Genomic DNA, 19,790 nt, shown 5'->3' on the forward strand with positions numbered 1-19,790 from the left:
CCTCTCCTCTAGTCTTACAGCGCATCTGCGCCGGTTTCACCGGTACGGATACGAACTGTCTGTTCAATTTCAGAAACGAAGATCTTGCCATCACCGATCTTGCCGGAATTGGCGGCCTTGGAAATGCCTTCGATGACCTGGTCCACCAGACCATCATCGACTGCAGCCTCGATCTTCACCTTGGGCAGAAAGTCCACGACGTATTCCGCCCCGCGATACAACTCGGTATGCCCTTTCTGACGGCCGAAGCCTTTCACTTCCGTCACGGTAATACCCTGTACCCCGATCTCGGAAAGCGCTTCGCGCACATCATCCAGCTTGAAGGGCTTGATGATTGCCATAACCATTTTCATGGTCTTGCCTCCTTAATAGACGCCCACCCGAAGGTGGACAGTTGTATTGAACTGATCCGAAGTCCGGTACTTACAGATCCCATGCGTAACCGATGCTGAAAGTCAGGGCCGTTTCGCCGACAGAACCGTCACTGGCGCTTGAGCGCAGATCGAGGTTCTTATCGTTGTTGATCAGAGCAACGCTGTAATCAACGTCGCTGACCGTTTTGCTGTAGCCCAGCTCGGTATAGTCACCTTCGAACTCATCACCCCAGGAACCAAAGGTGATATAGGCACCCTTGTATTCGGCGCTCACGCTCAGGAAAGTGTAATCAGCCGGTGTACCAAAACCGTCCCATTCACCGACAGCGTAAGCCACGCTGATCGGTCCATAACCAAGACTGGCCGCAACTTCAGAATAGGTATCATCCCAGTCGTCGGAGTAGTTATAGGTGACATAGCCCAGGTCATAGCTAAAACCCTGGTACTCACCGGCATAACCGGCATACAAGTCATACTCCACGCCGTCATTCACGTCGGCCAGCCAGGTGCCCGCATAGAATCCTGGACCGAACTCAACATCCAGTCCTGCCGAGGCGGAAGATTCAGCCTGGTAAACACCACGGAAAAAGTAGTCCGAGGTATAACCCACATTGGCAGATACGGAGGTCTCCGCCATCACCATTGGGCTCGCGACTGTTGATGCAGCCAGGGCGGAACCTACGAGTAATACTTTAACGTTTTTCATTTATCTCATCCCCATACAGTTGAGAGTGTTAAAAGAAAGTGATTGCTGTACAGGGTATTGCGAAGGGCGTGCCAAGTTTAATTTGTTATTAAAAACAGAGACTTGCAGAAATACTCGATTGGCGACGCACTCTGTTTGTGCGCAGAAAGCGATCATGGGGCGGGTGGTCGCACCATTGCGGTGCGAAAAGACAAGACAAGCCGTATAGCCAGCAAGTTTACCGGTTGAAGTGCCGCCGGATAAAAGTGCCCCCGACTATACCGAACACATTGATCCGGCTTACCGGTGGTTAACTTTTCCCTGCTGTCATTCAGAGATCAAAGTTCCGCTGCCAGGAGACCGAGACACGCATTTCATCAAGGTCATTCCCGACATCCAGATCATTCTTGTCCAGGGCAAAGACAAACTCGTCCTTTTTCAACGCGGCATGAAAGTGTTTGTAATCTTCCAGGGCAGGGTCATCAAATTCATACATCCCCAACAGCAGTGTCAGAGACCGATCCTCACCCAGATCCACGTCACTGCTGATACTCAGATAGAGATCGTTGTCCTGAGAGGTCCCGTCTTTGTCGATAGTAAATGCCGCCGTCGCGGTGAGCAGATGAAAATCAAAACGGCCGTAGATTTCGGTCGCATCATCACCCGTATTGGCAACCGGGTACTGATACATGATGATACCGGCATCAAAGGGTATTTCCGAGACGGTCCCGCGATAACCGCCGTACAAATCCAGTTCATAGCCATTGCCATTACCGTAATTGGAAGTCCAGACGCCGGCATAGAGATTGGTCTCGTGAGTATAGTCGATACCGCCCTGCACCGACGCATCGTCATCGGTCTGGGTCACGCCTCGCCAGATGTAGTTGGATGTAACGCCCAGATTACCGGTCAGTTCGCCCTGGCCCGAGGCGGTCGCCGGCAGGCCCGCGGCCAGCAGCAGGATGCTTGCAAGATGTTTCATAATCTCTCTCCCGAATTGTCATTATTTAGCTGGCCGCGCGTTTACCCGCCGGACTGAACTATTATAATGATAGTCTCATTCACTATCCCGCACAGGCGAGCCCCAATGCAGACTCCGGATATCGAACAACTGGTCGACCGTATCATGAACGCCCTGCCCCAGGGTTTGCAGGAGATGAAGCAGGAGGCCGATCAACAGATGCGCGCCGCCCTGCAGCGTACCCTCTCCCAGATGGATCTCGTAACCCGTGAAGAGTTCGACATCCAGAGCGAGGTGCTGCTGCGTACCCGCAGCAAACTCGAGGCCCTGGAGCAGCAGGTCGCCGCCCTCGAGCAGGCCCTTCAGCAGCAATCACCTCCAACTGAACAAAATTAACCACCAGGGCACGAAGACACCAGGAAAAAGAAGGTAAATCGGCATCAAGGTACCTGGCTTATCCAGAGGATTATGATTTTCTTGGTGTCTTCGTGCCCTGATGGTGAGATTCCCTGCCAGGCGGTTGCATCGGCCGGCAGTTCGTATAAAAATCGAAACACGACAATGGAATCCGGCAGGCCGCTCCCGGCCTGTGCCACAGACAAGGGAAACTGTCATGAATCTCGCAGTGGTCTACACCCGCGCCCAGTGTGGCGTCGACGCCCCGCTGGTCAGCGTGGAAACCCATCTCTCCAACGGCCTGCCCGGTCTGTCTATCGTGGGGTTGCCTGAGACCGAGGTGAAGGAGAGCAAGGACCGGGTGCGGGCCGCGTTGCTGAACAGCCGCTTCGAGTACCCCGCCCGGCGCATCACGGTCAATCTGGCTCCCGCCGATCTGCCCAAGGAGGGCGGCCGCTTCGATCTCGCCATCGCTCTGGGCATCCTGGCCGCCTCCGGACAGCTGCCGGTCGACGCGCTCGCCCGCTATGAGTTTCTCGGCGAACTGGCCCTCGGCGGCGCCCTGCGCCCGGTACGCGGCGCCCTGCCCGCCAGCATCCACAGCCGCCGGGCCCAGCGCTGTCTGATCCTGCCGGCGGAGAATCTGGCCGAGGCCACCCTGATCCAGGAGGCCGAGGTCCTGGCGGCCGCCCACCTGAGCGAGGTCTGCGCCCATCTGGTGGGACAGCAACGGCTCGCCCTGCCCGAGCAGTCCCCCATCAGCGCACACGCCCCCGAACGCGAACCGGATCTGGCCGAGGTTCGCGCCCAGCATCAGGCCCGCCGGGCGCTGGAGATCGCCGCCGCCGGCGGCCACAGCCTGTTGCTGGTCGGCCCACCCGGGACCGGCAAGTCGATGCTGGCCCGGCGCCTGCCAGGCATCCTGCCGACCATGAGTGACGAGGAGGCGATGGAGAGCGCCGCGGTCCAATCCATCAGCCATCAGGGCTTCGATTGCGCCCGCTGGAAGGTGCGCCCGTTTCGCGCACCCCATCACACCGCTTCAGCGGTGGCCCTGGTGGGCGGCGGCAGTCACCCGCGGCCGGGCGAAATCTCCCTGGCCCATCACGGAGTGATGTTTCTGGACGAGCTGCCCGAGTTCGATCGCCGGGTGCTGGAGGTGCTGCGCGAGCCGCTGGAGAGTGGCATGATCACTATCTCCCGGGCGACCCGCCAGGCCGACTTTCCGGCCCGTTTTCAGCTGATCGCCGCCATGAATCCCTGCCCGTGCGGTTATTACGGTGATGCCAGCGGACGTTGCCGCTGTACTCCGGATCAGGTCGCCCGCTATCGCGCCAAACTCTCGGGGCCCTTGCTGGATCGGATCGACATGCACGTCGAGGTTCCCAGTGTCTCGCTGGAAGTGATCCATCAGGAGAGCGGCAACCGTGAAGAGGACAGCGCCACGGTACGCCGGCGGGTCGAGGCGGCCCGGGCGGTGCAGCTGGCGCGCAGCGGCGTCGCCAACGCCCAGCTCGATAACCCCCGCCTGGAAGCGATCTGCCGGCTGGACGAGGCGCCGGCGCGGTTACTGCAAACGGCGATCGCCCGTCTCGGTCTGTCGGCGCGAGCCTATCACCGGGTGCTGAAACTGGCACGCACCATCGCCGATCTGGCCGGTGCCGAACAGATCACCGACGCCCACATCAGCGAGGCGATCGCCTATCGGCGGCTGGATCGCCCCCTCCTCCAGGCCACCGAACCCGGGCGATACTAAATGAAAGTTCCGCATCCCCGAACAGAGTAAACTTTGCGAGCTGTCCGTCCCTGCCAGAAGATGTTGTGAATACCTCCCTGCACGGCCGACGGTTCTGAAAGGCAGGGCGCCTCGCACCGCTGCGGATATTCGGATCGCCGGTTAAAGCTGCAGGTTATCGACTCCCGCTGCAGGGACTTGCGCCTGCCACTGGCGGCAGGTAGTCTCGATGATCTCGCGCACCTCTTCGGGCTTTTCGGTCATGGGCCAGTGGTTGCAGTGCACCGGCACGATATCGCTGTGGGGAATGCGGGCGATCCTCTCCTCCAGCGCGCGGTGATCCGTCAGGGTGGTCCCGGTGGAGAGCAGCACCCACACCGGCTGGGTGATCCGGGCATAGTCGGGTAGCGGGCGTACCACCTCCAGCACATCCTGCAGATAGTTGGCCAGCGGGATGAACTCCAGGTCCACCCGCGGGTTGGTATACAGGCGGGCGATCTCCGAAGCCGAGGTCTGCTTGAGCAGCTCGCGGGTTTTGACATCCAGCGCGTACAGATCGCGAATCGGAAATTCCCGCTTGCCCAGGCCCAGCGCGTACCCCAGGCGTAATAACCTGACGATCAGCCACAACAACGGTCGAAAACGGCGCGCCTTGCCCAGCCGCCCATGCAGCAGTTCGGGGAAAACCGGATCCAGCAGAATCAGCCCGCCGCACAATGCCGGGTAACGCAGCGCGAAGTCCATGGCGATCTGGGCGCCGAGACTGTGACCGAGAATGACCGCGTTGTGCGCTCCTTCCTGCCGCAGGACCGCGGCCAGATCCTCGCACCAGTGCTCGCGGTGATAGGTCTTGCGGGTCATCGAATAGCTGTGGCCGCGCAGATCCGGGCGCAGCAGGTTCCAGTCGCGGCGCAGATTCGGTATTGGCGACAAACTCGCTCCAGCGGCTGTGATTGCTCGCTAACCCGTGCAGCATCACCAGGGTCGGTGCCTGCGGCCCCTGGCTGACCCGTTTGTAGCCCAGCCGCACCCCGTCGGCGGCGGTGAGATAACGCAGTTCTTCACTCGGCATACTGAATCGTTTTTATTGGCATTTGTGTAACCAGTTTTATCATGCCTATAACCGCTTTGCAGCCGGCGATTGTCGACTATAGTTATACAGAGCCTGACGCGTTTTTTGCGACATTCCGGTTTGCTCCCGCGCCACGCCTGCAAAACCGGAGCAATCAGTCTCTTCTATCAATGCACTGATGATCAGGAGGATTCATCATGACCATGTCTTTAAGGTTACTCGAATACCTGGAATGGAAAAGCGTCGATTACGAGCTGCTGCATCACGCCTTTGTCACCGGCAGCCTGCGCACCGCGGCCATGGCCCACATTCCGGGCCGCCAGATTGCCAAACCGGTGGTATTGAAAGACGAACAGGGCTATCTGGTCGCGGTGATCCCCGCCTCGCACAAGCTGGACCTGGAGCGAACTCAACCGCGATCTGCACCGCAAGCTGAGCCTGGCAAGCGAAAAGGAGATCGCCAGACTGTTCGACGACTGCTCCAAAGGCGCGGTCCCGCCCGTCGCCGAGGCCTTCGGTTACGAGGCCGCCGTGGACGAAACCCTGGAAGCCTTCCCTGACGTCTACTTCGAAGCCGGCGATCACGCCGAACTGGTCCACGTGTCCGGTGATGATTTTCGCTACATGATGCACGGCGCCCGGCACGGGCACTTCAGTCATCCCAACTAACAGGGACGAGTTACGAGGGCCGAGTGACGAGGCATTAATAAAACTGGCATGGAGAAATTATTTCCTCGTCACTCGTACCTCGTCCCTCGGCACTCCCCGGCCCTTCGGGCCGGGTGGTCAGACGACCCTGAGGACTGATTTCGCCTGAGAGCATGGCCTGGTATTCGTCCTCGAAGAAGAATTTCTCCTCGCCGAAGGCCGGCTTGAGCTGATCGAGCCAGGTGGCATTTTCATCATACTGCGCGAAGAAGGGGCGCTGGACCCAGTCGGGGTTGCGGGCCTGGATGAAGCGCAGGACGAACACTTTCTCGCCGTGGATCTCGCTCACTCCCTGGATCTCCACCTTGCCGGGACCGGCGCTCATGGAAGGCCCGCGGGCGGTGCGCCCGAGGCCGGAGACCTGCTGCATGGCCTCGCGGTAGATCTCCCAGGCACGGGCCAGCGGGACTTCGAAGTACTGCTTCGCCCCGGTATCGCGTTCGACGAACAGATAATAGGGCACCAGTCCCAGCCGGACCTGCTCGCGCCACATATCGGCCCAGATCTGCGAATCGTCGTTGATGTGACGTAACAGCGGTGCCTGGGTGCGGATCACCGCGCCGGTTTCGCGGATCCGGTGGATCGCTTCGCGCGCAATATCGGTATCCATTTCCCGCCGGTGATTGAAATGAGCCATCAGGGCGACGTGTTTCCCCGCCCGGGTCAGCCGTGACAGCAAATCCAGCAGTGCGTCGGCATCCTCGTCGGTAACATAACGTTGCGGCCAGAAGGTCAGTGACTTGGTGCCGATACGAATGGTCTGGATGTGCTCGAACTGCGGCTGCATCAGCGGCTCGAGATAGTTCACCAGATGCTGGGTTTTCATCACCATGGGATCGCCGCCGGTGATCAGCAGATCGCTGATGTTCGGGTGCTGTTTCAGATAGGCATGCAGATGGTCGGCTTCTTTGGCGGAGAAGCGCAGCGCCTTGTCGCCGATAAACTGGGCCCAGCGGAAGCAGAAGGAACAATAGCTATGGCAGACCTGGCCCTGGCTGGGGAAAAACAGGATGGTCTCACGATACTTGTGCTGAATGCCGTCCAGGGTCTGCGCGTCCAGTCTGCGGGACATTGAGCAGCTGCTGGCCGGCCGGATGGGGATTGAGCCCGGCGCGAATGTCGCTGGCCACGGCCTGAATCGTGGCCTTATCTTCGCTGCGCAACGCTTCGGCCATGCGCTCGAAGTCGGCTTCAGCGAGCATGCCACGCTGCGGGAAGGTGAGCTGGAACATCGGGTCGTTCGGGATGTTGTTCCAGTCGATGAGTTCATCAATGACATACTGGTTGACGCGAAACGGCAGCACGCTGGCGACCACGCGCATTTCAAAGCGCTGCTGGTCTCGCTCAAGCTGTCTCAACGGCGCGATCCTGTCCAGATGTCGCTCGGTATACACCTGAAAGCGGACGTCGGCTCGAATGCGCTCTTCGGCAAACTCCTGCTGTTTGAGCAATGGCATTACGCGGGTCATCGCATTACTCCAGATCCAAGTTAATCTGCGTCGTCGCCCATGACACGAAGCAGCCCCGCGGGGCAGGGCTGACAAAGAGGACGAATGACAGATTGTGATGCCGGCGAGATGCGGCCAGCCGACAGACAGGCTGACTATATGTAATACAGTCTGTTCACATAGTAACATCGTGCGATCTGGCTGGAACAACGACCGACCCTGGCATAACAATCCCTTATTAAACAATAACTTGGCTCTTAACGCCGATGCCGGCGACGCTGCGCCATCCGCGGCTCGAATGTCAATATCGACCTGCAGCGCACCTGCGCCTACTACAATGATCCGCCTTAGCAGGAGTCATCAAGTCGTTCATGTCCACGATTCTCAATCCCCGACAAAACCAGGCCGTGCGCCACATCGACGGGCCGTGCCTGGTGCTGGCCGGGGCCGGCAGCGGCAAGACCCGGGTCATCACCCACAAGATCGCCTACCTGATCCAGGAGTGCGCCATCGACGCCCGGCACATCGCCGCGGTCACCTTTACCAACAAGGCGGCACGGGAGATGAAAGAGCGGGTCGGCAAGCTGCTGCGCGGCGACGCCGGCAAGGGGCTGCGGGTCTCCACCTTCCATACCCTGGGGCTGGATATTCTGCGTCGCGAATACAAGGCGCTGGAGTTCAAATCCGGTTTTTCCATCTACGACAGTGCCGACAGCACGCACCTGCTCAAGGAGTTGATGAAACGTTCCTTCGGCGATGACGGCGGCCAGGCCGAGCGCATGCTGTGGCAGATTTCGCGCTGGAAAAGCGAGTTCGTTCTGCCCGAACAGGCTCTGCAACTGGCCGACGGGGATGCGAATAAAACCGCCGCGGCCCTGCTGTACGAACAGTATCGTCATTATCTGAAGACCTACAACGCGGTCGACTTCGACGATCTGATCATGCTGCCGGTGATCCTGTTTCGCGAACACCCGGAGATTCTCGAACGCTGGCAAAACCGGATTCGTCACCTGCTGGTGGATGAATACCAGGACACCAACTCCACCCAGTACGAACTGGTCAAGCAATTGTGCGGTGTGCGCGGCAACCTGACCGTGGTGGGCGATGACGATCAGTCCATCTATGCCTGGCGCGGCGCCCAGCCGGAGAACCTGTCGCTGTTGCAACAGGACTATCCCAGACTGAAGGTGATCAAACTGGAGCAGAATTACCGTTCCACCGGCTGTATCCTCAAGGCCGCCAACCGGCTGATCGCCAGCAACCCGCATGTCTTCGAAAAACGATTATGGAGTGAGCTGGGTTACGGCGATCCGATCCGGGTGATTTGTACCCGCCACGATCAGCACGAGGCGGAACAGGTGATCTCGGAGATCATGCATCACATGTTCGTGCAGCGCACCCAGTATGCCGATTACGCGATTCTCTATCGCGGCAATCACCAGTCCCGGCTGTTCGAACAGGCCCTGCGCGAACACGATATTCCCTATTACCTGAGCGGCGGCACCTCGTTTTTCGCCTATACCGAGATCAAGGACATCATGTCCTATCTCAAGCTGATCACCAATCCGGACGACGACAACGCCTTTCGCCGGATTATCAACACTCCGCGCCGCGAGCTCGGCCCCGCCACGCTGGAGAAACTGACCGAATATGCCATGGGCCGCGGCCACAGCCTGTTTGTGTCCGCCATGGAGTTTGGCCTGAGCCAGGTGCTCAGTGAGCGGGCTGCCGAAAAGCTGCAGCGTTTCTGTCACTGGATCCTGGATCTGCAACATCAGGCGGAAGGTGACGCACCCGCCTCGGTGGTCAAACGGCTGATCGTCGATATCGATTACGAGCGCTATCTGCTGGATAACAGTCGCGACGAGATCATCGCCGAGCGCAAGCTGGAAAACGTCAACGAGCTGGCCAACTGGATCGAGCGCCTGGCCAAAGCCAATCCGGACGCCTCACTCAACGAACTGGTGGCCAAACTGACCCTGCTCGACACCCTGGATCGCAACGAGGAAGACGAGCGCGGCAACCGGGTCCACCTGATGACCCTGCATGCCGCCAAGGGGCTGGAGTTTCCCCATGTCTACCTGGTCGGCATGGAAGAGATGTTGCTGCCGCATCGCAGCAGTATCGAGGAAGAAAACCTCGAAGAAGAGCGCCGCCTCGCCTATGTCGGCATCACCCGCGCCCAGAAAACCCTGACCCTGACCTACGCCAACCAGCGCAAGCGCCACGGCGAGATGCAGGAATGCAGCCCGAGCCGCTTCATCGACGAGTTACCGGACGAGGATCTCAAATGGTCCGGCGAAGGGGTACAGATGGATCCCGAGGAGCGCCAGGAGCGCGGCCAGGCCCATCTGGCCAACCTGCGCAGCATGCTGACAGGGAGCGATGGATAGTGCTGAGTGCTGAGTGCTGAGTGCTGAGTGCTGAGTGCTGAGGGTAGTTGAGCAGGCTTTTGCCTGAAATGGTGGGAGGCGATTGACGTACAAGGACGTACTACCCCGGCTCTGTTCCTGACAGAGCTCGGGATACACGCCATCCCTGGCGATAATGTCGCGTGAGGCAGGACGATGTACAGGAAGTACAAGTGTCGCGAGAGACCAGGGAGGGTCGAAGCGACTGCCGAGAGCGACGCATCAGCGACCCTGTTGGGATTCGCAAGGTCGCGGCGAAAAGCCCCTCCCAGATCCAGCATGCGCAGCATGCTGGATGTGACGAGGGACGAGGGACGAGGAAGTAATAAGAAAAAGCCGGGCATCGCCCGACTTTTTCTTTGCCTCGTCCCTCGTCACTCGTCCCTCGTCACAGCCGCAGGCCTATTTGCTTTCGCGACCATATATTCCACGGCGGCCTTGACTTCCTCGTCGCTCAGGCCGGCGTTACCGCCTTTGGGCGGCATGCCCTTGAAGCCGTTGATGGCGTGGTCGAACAGGGTGTCGTTACCCTTGGCGATACGATCCGCCCAGGCCCCCTTGTTACCCAGTATCGGCGCGCCGGCCGCACCGGTAGCGTGGCAGGCCATACAGGCCGAATCATAGACTGACTTGCCGTCAGCCCCGCCCCCGCCGCCAGCGGTTTCCTGCTTGACCTCGGCCGTGTTCACCTGGCCGATGGGCGCGATCCGCTCCTCGATGGCCGCCTGCACCCGCGGATCATTCTGGACATCCACGGAATCCTTGCCGCTGATGGCATTGGCGCCGATGATGGCCAGCACCATGAATACCAGCAGGCCAATCAGAATCCCCACAAAAACCTTCATAAAATCCGTGTCTTTTTGGTCCACGTTGCTCCCCTCTACGTTAGCTAGCCTGTGGCCGGCGCCTGCAACGCGCCCGACCGATGTCAAATTTTGCGCCGATTATAATCGTAAAGCACCCGCGCCACCACCGCCCCCGAACCTGTCTGATTCCCGTGTGGACGAAAACCCGCGGGAACGTTAAGCTACGCGCTGTCCTTACCCAAAAAACCAAGAGTTTCACTGGGTTATACAGATAACGCGCCCGTAGCTCAGCTGGATAGAGTATCGGTCTCCGACACCGAAGGTCACAGGTTCGAATCCTGTCGGGCGCGCCAAATAAATAAAAGCCCATACTACATAGTATGGGCTTTTTGCTTTACGCCCACAGGATGAGAACCTGTGAAACAGGTTCGACAAGCAACCGGAGGTTGCGCAGAACGCCGGCGCGTCAGCAACGGCGGCCCCGAAGGGGTGAGCCGCTGTGCGGCGAATAATCCTGTCGGGCGCGCCAAATAAATAAAAGCCCATACTATGTAGTATGGGCTTTTTGCTTTTCGCCCACAGGATGAGAACCTGTGAAACAGGTTCGACAAGCAACCGGAGGTTGCGCAGAACGCCGGCGCGTCAGCAACGGCGGCCCCGAAGGGGTGAGCCGCTGTGCGGCGAATAATCCTGTCGGGCGCGCCATAAAATGCAAAAGGGTCTTCCTTGGGAAGACCCTTTTGCATTTTCGGACCGCCGGGGATGCTATTCTTTCAGCCATGCTCCGTACCGCGCTATTGCTGCTTGTTTTCCCGTTCACGTCCGTCGTCAATGCGGAGTTACCCCTGTTCGACGCGCATCTGCACTATAACGAAAACCATGCGCAAGAATTCACCCCGCAGGCGATTATCCGGATACTGCAGCGTAACCATATCAGCCGTGCCCTGGTCACCAGCCGCCCTCCTCAACTGGTGCAAACGCTGTACGAGCGAGCGCCGGATCGGATCATCCCGTTTCTCGGGGTCTATGAACAGTTCGCCGACAAACAGAACTGGCATCGGGACACGAGCGTGCCGGCCCGGGTTGCCAGCCAGCTGGAATCCGGCAATTGGCGCGGGATTGGCGAACTGCATATCTTTGCTGAAAATCGCCATAGCCCGGTTTTACGCCAACTGGTGCAACTGGCCATGCAGCAAGGATTACCGCTGCTGATGCACACCGACCCGGCCGTCATCGATACCATTTATGAGATTGGGACCGGGGTCAGTGTTATCTGGGCCCATGCCGGCGCCTATCCCTATCCGGATCTGCTGGCGGATTATCTGAACCGTTATCCGAATCTGTATATCGATCTATCGGTACGCAATGAGCGAATTGCCCCGGATGGCAAGCTGGATGAAGCGTGGTACGAATTATTGATTCGTTTTCCGGACAGGTTTCTGGTCGGGGTGGATACTTTCAGCAGCGAACAATGGCACAAATACGGCGATACAACCCGAACGATTCGCAGCTGGCTTGAACAATTGCCGCCGGATGTTGCGAAACAGCTGGCTTATCACAACGCAAGAAGCATCCTGCTGCCCTCAAAAGCGAACTGAATTATTCAAAATCCAGTTTATAAGAAACATAAAAACGTCGCTCGGGAAAGTTATGCAGCCGGCTTTCCTGCACCTCGTCAAACACATTTTGGACTACCACTGCCAGTTCCTGCTGACGGGAACGGGCCCCGAATTTTTTCGCCAGCCGCATATCTACCCGTTTGTAGGGTTTATACGTATCATTTTCGACCGCGAGATTCTTGTGCCCGTCTTTTTTGTAAAACCCGAGGCTTCCGGAATAGTTGTTTTTGAATTGCCACATTCCCAGAATACTCAGGGAATTACGCGGCGCCGCGCGGTCATAGGCACTCGCCTTGGCAACATTCGTGGAATCAATACTTGTTCGGGAAAAAGCAATATGAACCCGGGCGCGGTCTGATGGCCGCAGCGTAATCTGAGCTTCAAGTCCTTTTATAGCAACATCGTCAAAGTTGTTAAACCAATAGGTACCGTCCGGGGCGCTATCATCGTATAGAATCAGATCAGTGACATCCTCATAGAACAGCTTTAAATCAGCATTGATTGCCCCGTCTCTGGTTTCTGTCAGATAACCGAGCTCATAAGCGGTAATGTATTCCGGCTCGACATCGTTTTCCCAGTAAAAGCCACCGGGTAATATGTCATCAAGATAGGGATACTCCTCGGTCAGCACCGGCTCGCGCGTGGCACGCGAGACGCTGGCCCGTACCGTATCGCGTGGAGAAAGGTGATAATTGATACCCAGCCGGGGCAGGTAATCCACGCCGGCCAGATCGTTATCTTCAATCATCAATCCGCCGTTAATGACCAGATTGCGTGAGTGACGATATTCCATATTGGCAAACACGCGCCCGATATTGATATATTCCGGCGCCTGTTCGATGACAAAGTAATCGCTCTCGGACCGGTCCCGACGATAACTGCCACCCCAGGCCACTCTGACTTTCTCGCCGACATTAAAGGTATGCTGTAACTCAAGGTCATGGCGTTCGGTGTCATAGTTCTGATCGTTGGTGATGTAATCCTTTTCCTCATTGATGGCGGTGCGATAGTACTGCAGTCGCAACTCCCCGTAATCCGGCAGGGCTCTGATCCAGCGGACTTGCTGATATTGGGAATTGACCTGACGCTCGTAATCCGGATATTCATCCGGTCTTATCGAATTATCTTCCTGGCGTGTTCCGCCGTTATAACCCATCTGAAATATTAATGAATCCCGGTTATTGACCTGGTAATCGCCCCGGAAAGTCACCATTTTCACTTCTTTACTGTCGTGACGCTTCTTGAAGCCGTGATCTTCCCGATAACCGAATGAAAACACATAATCCATATCCCCCAGATTGTTGCCATAACGCAAAAATCCCTCGCGCAGGCCATTATCGCCAATGTTGGTTTTGACACTGGTGCCGCGATCCAGCGCCGAATCGCGGGTAATAATATTGATCACCCCCATAAAGGAATTGGAACCGTAACTGGCCGCGTTGGGACCGCGGACCACCTCGATGCGTTCGATATCATCCAGGGTAATTGGCAGATCGACCCAGGGCACACCGCCGAGAATCGGGGTATAGACCGAACGCCCATCGATCAGTACCTGCTGATGACGCACATAGCGATCGTGCAACATGTGATAGCCGGTCACCGGCAGATGGCCGCTATCGTAATCAACGACGAAGCCGGGCACCAGGCGCATGAGGTCGGGAATTTCGGTAAAACCGGAGGCCTCGATCATCTGGCGATCGATGACGGTCATGGAAATGGGGGCATCGCGCACCGACTGGCGCAGGCGGGTGGCGGAGAGTACCACCGGCATCTCTTCGAACAGGCCTTCCCCGGCCCAAACAGGAGTGTCTTCCAGTGACAGCAGCAACAAAACAAACAGTATCGGCAGGAAGCTACCGGCCCGGGGAAAATGCATCCTGTACACTCTTTTTTAATATTTGTTTAGTGTTATCGGCAGATTGGGGTTTTCCCTTAATGGTACCAGTATTTTCCACAGGGTCCACGGTTTCGGAATTTTGGCTTTAAAAACGGTAACTTAACCCGACTGACACCAGCTCGCTACGATTGTCGGCTCCGGCGCAGTTGGTGCAATAACCGGTGACGGCGCCGGTATTCGAATCCCGGTAGAGCGTATCCCCGCGCACCTCCGCATAATCCTGCACGTCATAGCGCGCCAGCAGGCCGAGTTGTCTGCTCAGGCGGTATTCGATGCTGATCTCATAACTGCTCATCTCGCCGGGACTGAAGCTGTCTTCGAAGATCAGATCGCGCAGATAATGATGATCGATGGCCGCGACATCGACCTGATTGCTGTAAAGGTAGCGGGCCCCAAAGCGCCAGTTGAGGGTTTCGCCGGTGAACCTGAGTCCGATATAGGGTACCCTGAAGCGCTGCTCATAACTGATCACCGGCTGGCCGGGTGTAAAGCTGCCGCTGTCGTCCCGGAAATTGCCGCTGCTTGAATAGATATAGCTGCCCCCGTAGCTTTCCCAGGCCCACAGCTCCTGCTTGTAACCCAGCACGCCGGCCAGTTCCATGGACTCACTGCCAGTCAGTTCAAAATCCAGGCTGATATCCCAGGCCCAGGCCTCGGTGACATCGGTATCCTCGTGATGCGACCAGTGCGACCAGTCCCTGTTGGTATAGACCCAGTCATAATCGTCCATCACGGCGTCACCGGCAGTGATCCCCAGGCGCCCCTGCAGGTTGAGCGTCACCAGGCCGAAACGGGCGCTGACCCCGGCGCTCAGCATCGGCAACTGGCGGGTCTCCCAGATAAGCTGACTCAGCTTGTAATCCGTCGGCCAGCTGGAAGGCTGCCCGTAGACCAGCTCGTTGGCCTTGCCCTGCGCCACGCCGGCACTCACATACGCCTCGGCCTGTCGGTCGCGACTGGCCCAGTTTGCCCGCTCATCAAACAATTGCGCCTGGGCCGGCACAATGATAAGCCCGGCCAACAAAAAGACACCGGTACGGATGGAAAACGGTTGTAAAAACATCCTGTTATTCCTTCTTCCTGTGGTTCGTGGAAGGAGAATAACCGAATCGGTAAAACAGGAAAACAAGGTCGCCGAAATTCAGCCAACCTGGTCCAGGTAACGGGGACGAAACTGCACCCCCAGCTCGCTGGCGATTTTCTCACACGCCGGGATGCTGACCTCGTCGAGCCCCTCGATGGCCGTAAGAGTCACGTCAATCCCTTGCTCACGGGCACGACGGGCGAAGTTCTGCAAAGCCAGGAAAGCGCCATGGCGTTTGGGACGACAATGGTAATCGTAGAGTTGTTCGTCGTGGGCATTGAGGGAGATCGACACCGCATCCACCACCTGTGCCAGGCGCGGCGTCACATCACAACCATGGACCAGGTTGGCCAGCCCGTCTGTATTAACCCGAATTCTCGCTCCTTGCTGTTTGAGGGCGTCGGCGACCGCCAGCAGAACATCCAGGCGCAGGGTCGGCTCGCCGTAACCACAAAAAACGATCTCGTTATAGCCGGCGGGATCGCCAATCGCCGCCAGGATCTGGTCGACGTCCGGCTCATTCTGCAACCAGAGATCGTATCCCTGTACCTCCCAGCTACCGTTGAACTTGGGACAAAACCGGCAGCGCAGTGTGCAGTGCCAGGTAATGTTCAGATAACAATTCCCGTGCAGGCGATAGGCCAGTGTCTGTGGCGGCTGCTCCAGCACCTGTTTTGTACCCTGCATCGTTCCCACTCTCCTCTGTCGCTCAATTCATCGAGTTTAGCCGTCCACTGTTTTCATTCGTTGACCTGGATCAATTGAGCTCTCCGGCTTCTCCAGTAGCCTGCATGGTTCTGTTAAAACAACCGTTGTTTTGAGCCCGGCATGACCCTCTGCGAATACGTCAATACCTTCGGCCAGATGATGCTGAACCGCTATCACGAGCGGGTCCACAAGCTGGCCATCGATGCCGGTTTTACCTGTCCCAATCGCGACGGTACCCTGGGTCGCGGTGGCTGCACCTTTTGCAATAACGTGTCCTTCAGTCCCAACGGCCGGCAGCCCGATCCGGTTAACGCGCAACTGGAAAGTGGTCGGCGTGTGCTCGCCAAACGCACCGGGGCAAAAAAATTTCTCGCCTACTTTCAGGCCTATACCAACACCTACGATGATGTGGCAGTACTGAAACAGCGTTACGATACGGCCCTGTCACAACCCGATGTCATCGGCCTGGCCATCGGCACCCGTCCGGACTGCGCACCCGAGAAGGTGCTGGATCTGTTACAGGACTATCACGATCAAGGCTACGAGATCTGGCTGGAGCTGGGCCTGCAATCGGCCTTCGATCACTCCCTGCAACGGGTCAACCGCGGCCACGGTTTTGCGGAATATCAAACGGCGGTGCGCGCCGCCCGCCAGCGGGGACTGCCGGTCTGCACCCATCTGATTCTCGGCCTGCCGGGGGAGGATCCCGAACATGCCCGTCTCTCATTACACCGGGTACTGGAAGAAGGTGTCGATGGGTTGAAGTTGCATCCCCTGCATGTGGTCAAGGGCACCCTGTTGGCCAATCAATGGCGACGCGATGAATACCGGCCCTGGTCCCTGCAGACCTATATCGGGACGGTGGCCGATCTGGTGGAAATGACCCCGGTCGAGATTGTCTACCATCGGCTGACCGGGACCGCCGCCAGCCACATTCTGCTGGCGCCCGAGTGGTGCAACTGGAAATGGAAAGTCCTCAACGGGATCGAGCAGGAACTGGCGCGCCGCGGCACTCGCCAGGGCCAGCACTCCCCGCAGGTGGCCCTGCCATGATGAACCGGGCAATGACGAATCGGATCGAACTGGTGGCACCGGCAGGCAGTTTCCCGGCCCTGCGCAAGGCGGTCGACAGTGGCGCCGATGCAATCTATTTCGGTTTTCGCGATGCCACCAACGCGCGCAACTTTCCCGGTCTGAACTTTGATAATACGACCGCCGGCGATGCGGTCGCATACGCGCACCGCCACGGTTGCAAGATCATGCTGGCACTCAACACCTATCCCCAGCCCGCGAGCTGGTCCAACTGGACCCGGGCCGTCGATCAGGCGGCGGAACTGGGGGTGGATGCCCTGATCATCGCCGATACCGGCCTGCTGCACTATGCCCGGCAACAGCATCCCGATCTGCGTCTGCACCTGTCGGTGCAGGGCTCGGCCACCACGCATGAGGCAATTGCTTTTTATCGGGATGAGTTCGCTATTCAGCGGGTCGTTCTGCCGCGGGTGCTGTCATTCAGCCAGGTCAAACGCATCATCGAACAGACCGATGTGGAGATCGAAACCTTTGCCTTCGGCTCGCTGTGTGTCATGGCCGAGGGGCGTTGTTATCTTTCCTCCTACGTGACCGGCGAATCACCGAACACCTGTGGCGCCTGCTCGCCGGCGAGGTCCGTGCAGTGGCATGAGACACCACAGGGCCGCGAGGTGCGGCTCAATGGCGTATTGATCGACCGTTATCAATCCGGCGAGAGTGCCGGGTATCCCGTGCTGTGCAAGGGTCGTTTTGAGGTCAACGATGAACTGGGTTACGCCATCGAGGAACCGACCAGTCTGTCGGTGCTCGATATTCTGCCGCAGCTGGTTCGCAGTGGCGTCAGTGCCATCAAGATCGAGGGGCGCCAGCGCAGTCCGGCCTATGTCGCCCAGGTCGTCAGCGTTCTGCGCCAGGCGCTGGACGCCGCGCAACAGGATCCCGAGTCCTATCGCGTTCGCGACGAATGGGTGCAACAACTGGATAAACTGGCCGAAGGCAGCACGCATACCCTCGGCGCGCTGGATCGGCAATGGCAATGAAACTCGCGCTTGGCCCTCTGCTCTATTTCTGGCCCCGCGAACGGGTCGAGGCCTTCTATCGCCAGGTTGCCGACTGGCCGGTGGATATTGTCTATCTTGGTGAAACGGTCTGTGCCAAGCGGCGCGAGCTGCGGCTGAATGACTGGCTGCGCATCGCCCGCCAGCTGCGCGATGCCGGCAAAGAGGTGATCCTTTCCACCCTCGCGCTGATCGAGGCCGAGTCGGAACTGGCCGGCTTGCGCCGTATTGTGCACAACGGCGAGTTTCCCGTCGAAGCCAACGACATGGCGGCCGTGCAGCAACTCAAGGGACAACATTATATCGCCGGCCCGCATCTCAACATCTACAATCCTGCCTCGCTCTCGCTCCACCACCAACTGGGCGCAACCCGCTGGGTGATGCCGGTGGAGTTATCACAACAGACCCTGCGACAGATGCAGCTCAACAAACCACGGCAGATGGAGACCGAGGTCTTTGTCTTCGGACGCCTGCCACTGGCATTTTCGGCGCGCTGCTTCACCGCCCGCGCCTGCCACCTGCCCAAGGATCACTGTCAGCTGCGCTGCGGTGAGTATCCCGACGGGCTGGCTATGAACACCCGGGAGCAGGAGGCCTTTCTGGTTATTAACGGCATCCAGACCCAGTCCGCCACCACCTGCAACCTGGTGCGGGCGATCCCGGCCCTGCGTGAACTGCAAACCGATGTCCTGCGACTCTCGCCCCAGTCACAACACATGCAAGAGATCGTCGCCCTCTACTCCCGGGTGCTGCAAAACAGGCTCGATCCCCATGAAGCCGAACACCGGATTAACACACTGACCTGCGGCGCCCCGGCCAACGGCTACTGGCACGACAGCCCCGGCATGCGATGGATCGAACAGCCTCAGCCCTTCGGGCCAGGAGTGACTGAGTGAGCTGAGTGAGCGTAGGAAATTATTCACCACGAAGACACCCGGACACGAAGAAGTCATTAATAACAGACTTTGTGCCTTGGTGTCTTCGTGGTAAGGCTTTCAGGATCTTGTCCTCGTCCCTCGGACCTGCCAAACTGCCAACGGCAGTTTGGCGAGCATGTAGGCCCGATTTAGCGCAGCGGTATCGGGCACCCTGCGGATTGCCGGACACCGCTGCGCTCAGTCCGGCCTACTCACTTCAAACAGGGACGAGGAAATTATTCACCACGAAGACACCAGGACACGAAGAAATCATTGATAACAGACTTTGTGCCTTGGTGTCTTCGTGGTAAGGCTTTCAGGATCTTATCCTCGGCCTTCGGCCCTGCCAAACGGCCAATGGCAGTTTGGCAAGACGCTTGCCCAGCACCGCCTGAAAATGGGCCTCCCAGTCATAGTCGAGACTGTCCAGCAGGTTCTTGATGTAAAGACCGGTTTCGGTCTCCCCCTCGATCTCCAGTTGCCGGTTGAAAAACAGGGTATCGGGATCTTCCTGGCGGGCGGCCAGTTGCCAGAAATGTTCCAGCCTTCCGCGGATGCAGACATCCCGGTCCTCCCGGCCGACATTGCCGGTGCGATAGAGGCGTCCGCGCCGGAGGGTAAAATTCAGTAGCGTGGCGCTGTCGGTGATCTCGATAGCCAGCCGCTTGCCCTCAAGCGCTTCGAGTTGTCCGGCAATCGTCTGTCCCCGGAGTAAATGATTGAACAGGCGTGAAAGTAGTTCTGTTTGCAGCGCGGCCGGCGTGAGGCGAAAAGCCAGCGACAGGGGTTGTAGCGGGATCGGCATGGCTCACCCTCCGGGGACAGACAAACGCCTAGCCTAGCGTTCGCGGTAACGGTGGCGATTGATCCTGATCAAGA

The 19,790-nt window shown here is 58.3% G+C and carries 18 protein-coding genes, 1 tRNA gene and 1 pseudogene; 10 read left to right on the forward strand and 10 right to left on the reverse strand.

The annotated features are described in order from the left end of the window. Positions 1 to 14: 14 nt before the first annotated feature. From U5J94_RS02965 to U5J94_RS02975, 3 genes are all read right to left on the reverse strand, one after another. A complete protein-coding gene (locus U5J94_RS02965) occupies positions 15 to 353 on the reverse strand; it encodes a P-II family nitrogen regulator (RefSeq protein WP_322563622.1) in 339 nt (112 codons plus the stop codon). A 70-nt stretch (positions 354 to 423) separates the two neighbouring features. Further along, on the reverse strand, positions 424 to 1,080 hold the full coding sequence (locus U5J94_RS02970) for a TorF family putative porin (protein WP_322563621.1): 657 nt from the start codon (positions 1,078 to 1,080) through the stop codon (positions 424 to 426). Between the two features lie 310 nt (positions 1,081 to 1,390). Beyond that, complete coding sequence (locus tag U5J94_RS02975) at positions 1,391 to 2,041, reverse strand: TorF family putative porin (protein WP_322563620.1); 651 nt, start codon at positions 2,039 to 2,041, stop codon at positions 1,391 to 1,393. 105 nt (positions 2,042 to 2,146) lie between these two features. On the opposite strand from U5J94_RS02975, the gene U5J94_RS02980 reads away from it, so the two are divergent. Further along, positions 2,147 to 2,416, forward strand: coding sequence for an accessory factor UbiK family protein (locus U5J94_RS02980; RefSeq protein ID WP_322563619.1), 270 nt, complete (start codon positions 2,147 to 2,149; stop codon positions 2,414 to 2,416). A gap of 217 nt (positions 2,417 to 2,633) precedes the next feature. Further along, positions 2,634 to 4,172 carry a YifB family Mg chelatase-like AAA ATPase gene (locus U5J94_RS02985; RefSeq protein WP_322563618.1) on the forward strand — a complete coding sequence of 513 codons (1,539 nt, stop codon included), beginning with the start codon at positions 2,634 to 2,636 and terminating at the stop codon, positions 4,170 to 4,172. A 141-nt stretch (positions 4,173 to 4,313) separates the two neighbouring features. Here the strand turns inward: U5J94_RS02985 and U5J94_RS02990 are convergent, their stop codons facing one another. Beyond that, the gene (locus U5J94_RS02990; RefSeq protein WP_322564153.1) at positions 4,314 to 5,084 is read right to left on the reverse strand and encodes an alpha/beta hydrolase; all 771 of its coding nucleotides are present in this window, start codon (positions 5,082 to 5,084) and stop codon (positions 4,314 to 4,316) included. 336 nt (positions 5,085 to 5,420) lie between these two features. Here U5J94_RS02990 and U5J94_RS02995 point away from each other — a divergent pair, with 336 nt between their 5' ends. Next, a complete protein-coding gene (locus tag U5J94_RS02995) occupies positions 5,421 to 5,783 on the forward strand; it encodes a hypothetical protein (protein WP_322564154.1) in 363 nt (120 codons plus the stop codon). Continuing rightward, a complete protein-coding gene (locus U5J94_RS03000) occupies positions 5,680 to 5,892 on the forward strand; it encodes a YbaK/EbsC family protein (protein ID WP_322566461.1) in 213 nt (70 codons plus the stop codon). Before U5J94_RS02995 ends, U5J94_RS03000 begins: the two co-directional genes overlap by 104 nt. 151 nt (positions 5,893 to 6,043) lie before the next feature. Here the strand turns inward: U5J94_RS03000 and U5J94_RS03005 are convergent. After that, a pseudogene (locus U5J94_RS03005) lies at positions 6,044 to 7,388 on the reverse strand (KamA family radical SAM protein); the annotation flags it as partial. A 362-nt stretch (positions 7,389 to 7,750) separates the two neighbouring features. Here U5J94_RS03005 and rep point away from each other — a divergent pair. Then, positions 7,751 to 9,772 (forward strand): DNA helicase Rep, encoded by a 2,022-nt coding sequence (rep, locus tag U5J94_RS03015; RefSeq protein WP_322564157.1) that lies wholly within the window; start codon positions 7,751 to 7,753, stop codon positions 9,770 to 9,772. Between the two features lie 392 nt (positions 9,773 to 10,164). Here rep and U5J94_RS03020 read toward each other — a convergent pair whose 3' ends face one another. Continuing rightward, positions 10,165 to 10,635: a c-type cytochrome gene (locus U5J94_RS03020; RefSeq protein ID WP_322564158.1), complete on the reverse strand. Its 471-nt coding sequence runs from the start codon at positions 10,633 to 10,635 to the stop codon at positions 10,165 to 10,167. 237 nt (positions 10,636 to 10,872) lie between these two features. Between U5J94_RS03020 and U5J94_RS03025 the strand changes: the two genes are divergently transcribed. After that, positions 10,873 to 10,949, forward strand: a tRNA-Arg gene (locus U5J94_RS03025). Between the two features lie 426 nt (positions 10,950 to 11,375). Next, entirely contained in the window at positions 11,376 to 12,194 is an 819-nt protein-coding gene (locus tag U5J94_RS03030; RefSeq protein ID WP_322564159.1) for an amidohydrolase family protein, read from the forward strand. A gap of 1 nt (position 12,195) precedes the next feature. Here U5J94_RS03030 and U5J94_RS03035 read toward each other — a convergent pair whose 3' ends face one another. The 3 genes from U5J94_RS03035 to U5J94_RS03045 form a co-directional block, all read right to left on the reverse strand. Beyond that, on the reverse strand, positions 12,196 to 14,091 hold the full coding sequence (locus tag U5J94_RS03035) for a TonB-dependent receptor plug domain-containing protein (protein WP_322564160.1): 1,896 nt from the start codon (positions 14,089 to 14,091) through the stop codon (positions 12,196 to 12,198). A 106-nt stretch (positions 14,092 to 14,197) separates the two neighbouring features. Continuing rightward, a complete protein-coding gene (locus U5J94_RS03040) occupies positions 14,198 to 15,175 on the reverse strand; it encodes an omptin family outer membrane protease (protein ID WP_322564161.1) in 978 nt (325 codons plus the stop codon). A 78-nt stretch (positions 15,176 to 15,253) separates the two neighbouring features. Continuing rightward, entirely contained in the window at positions 15,254 to 15,883 is a 630-nt protein-coding gene (locus U5J94_RS03045; RefSeq protein WP_322564162.1) for a TatD family nuclease-associated radical SAM protein, read from the reverse strand. Positions 15,884 to 16,024: 141 nt separating this feature from the next. Here U5J94_RS03045 and U5J94_RS03050 point away from each other — a divergent pair, with 141 nt between their 5' ends. The 3 genes from U5J94_RS03050 to ubiV are packed head-to-tail and all read left to right on the forward strand — an operon-like array spanning position 16,025 to position 18,890. Further along, positions 16,025 to 16,957 (forward strand): TIGR01212 family radical SAM protein, encoded by a 933-nt coding sequence (locus U5J94_RS03050; protein ID WP_322564163.1) that lies wholly within the window; start codon positions 16,025 to 16,027, stop codon positions 16,955 to 16,957. Further along, a complete protein-coding gene (ubiU, locus tag U5J94_RS03055) occupies positions 16,954 to 17,976 on the forward strand; it encodes a ubiquinone anaerobic biosynthesis protein UbiU (protein WP_416224015.1) in 1,023 nt (340 codons plus the stop codon). The genes U5J94_RS03050 and ubiU overlap by 4 nt, the downstream gene beginning before the upstream one ends. Continuing rightward, positions 17,967 to 18,890, forward strand: a complete 924-nt coding sequence (gene ubiV / locus U5J94_RS03060; RefSeq protein ID WP_322564164.1) for a ubiquinone anaerobic biosynthesis protein UbiV — start codon at positions 17,967 to 17,969, stop codon at positions 18,888 to 18,890. The genes ubiU and ubiV overlap by 10 nt, the downstream gene beginning before the upstream one ends. Before the next feature lie 337 nt (positions 18,891 to 19,227). Here the strand turns inward: ubiV and ubiT are convergent, their stop codons facing one another. Continuing rightward, entirely contained in the window at positions 19,228 to 19,716 is a 489-nt protein-coding gene (gene ubiT, locus U5J94_RS03065) for a ubiquinone anaerobic biosynthesis accessory factor UbiT (RefSeq protein WP_322564165.1), read from the reverse strand. Positions 19,717 to 19,790 lie beyond the last annotated feature (74 nt).

This window comes from Thiohalophilus sp. (assembly GCF_034522235.1).
Taxonomy (GTDB): domain Bacteria; phylum Pseudomonadota; class Gammaproteobacteria; order UBA6429; family Thiohalophilaceae; genus Thiohalophilus.

What these genes read in the sequence shown, in the direction of transcription:
- U5J94_RS02965 (WP_322563622.1), bottom strand. Translation starts at nt 353, where the DNA reads ATGAAAATGGTTATGGCAATCATCAAGCCCTTCAAGCTGGATGATGTG.
- U5J94_RS02970 (WP_322563621.1), bottom strand. Translation starts at nt 1,080, where the DNA reads ATGAAAAACGTTAAAGTATTACTCGTAGGTTCCGCCCTGGCTGCATCA.
- U5J94_RS02975 (WP_322563620.1), bottom strand. Translation starts at nt 2,041, where the DNA reads ATGAAACATCTTGCAAGCATCCTGCTGCTGGCCGCGGGCCTGCCGGCG.
- U5J94_RS02980 (WP_322563619.1), top strand. Translation starts at nt 2,147, where the DNA reads ATGCAGACTCCGGATATCGAACAACTGGTCGACCGTATCATGAACGCC.
- U5J94_RS02985 (WP_322563618.1), top strand. Translation starts at nt 2,634, where the DNA reads ATGAATCTCGCAGTGGTCTACACCCGCGCCCAGTGTGGCGTCGACGCC.
- U5J94_RS02995 (WP_322564154.1), top strand. Translation starts at nt 5,421, where the DNA reads ATGACCATGTCTTTAAGGTTACTCGAATACCTGGAATGGAAAAGCGTC.
- rep (WP_322564157.1), top strand. Translation starts at nt 7,751, where the DNA reads ATGTCCACGATTCTCAATCCCCGACAAAACCAGGCCGTGCGCCACATC.
- U5J94_RS03020 (WP_322564158.1), bottom strand. Translation starts at nt 10,635, where the DNA reads ATGAAGGTTTTTGTGGGGATTCTGATTGGCCTGCTGGTATTCATGGTG.
- U5J94_RS03030 (WP_322564159.1), top strand. Translation starts at nt 11,376, where the DNA reads ATGCTCCGTACCGCGCTATTGCTGCTTGTTTTCCCGTTCACGTCCGTC.
- U5J94_RS03035 (WP_322564160.1), bottom strand. Translation starts at nt 14,091, where the DNA reads ATGCATTTTCCCCGGGCCGGTAGCTTCCTGCCGATACTGTTTGTTTTG.
- U5J94_RS03040 (WP_322564161.1), bottom strand. Translation starts at nt 15,175, where the DNA reads ATGTTTTTACAACCGTTTTCCATCCGTACCGGTGTCTTTTTGTTGGCC.
- U5J94_RS03045 (WP_322564162.1), bottom strand. Translation starts at nt 15,883, where the DNA reads ATGCAGGGTACAAAACAGGTGCTGGAGCAGCCGCCACAGACACTGGCC.
- U5J94_RS03050 (WP_322564163.1), top strand. Translation starts at nt 16,025, where the DNA reads ATGACCCTCTGCGAATACGTCAATACCTTCGGCCAGATGATGCTGAAC.
- ubiU (WP_416224015.1), top strand. Translation starts at nt 16,954, where the DNA reads ATGATGAACCGGGCAATGACGAATCGGATCGAACTGGTGGCACCGGCA.
- ubiV (WP_322564164.1), top strand. Translation starts at nt 17,967, where the DNA reads ATGGCAATGAAACTCGCGCTTGGCCCTCTGCTCTATTTCTGGCCCCGC.
- ubiT (WP_322564165.1), bottom strand. Translation starts at nt 19,716, where the DNA reads ATGCCGATCCCGCTACAACCCCTGTCGCTGGCTTTTCGCCTCACGCCG.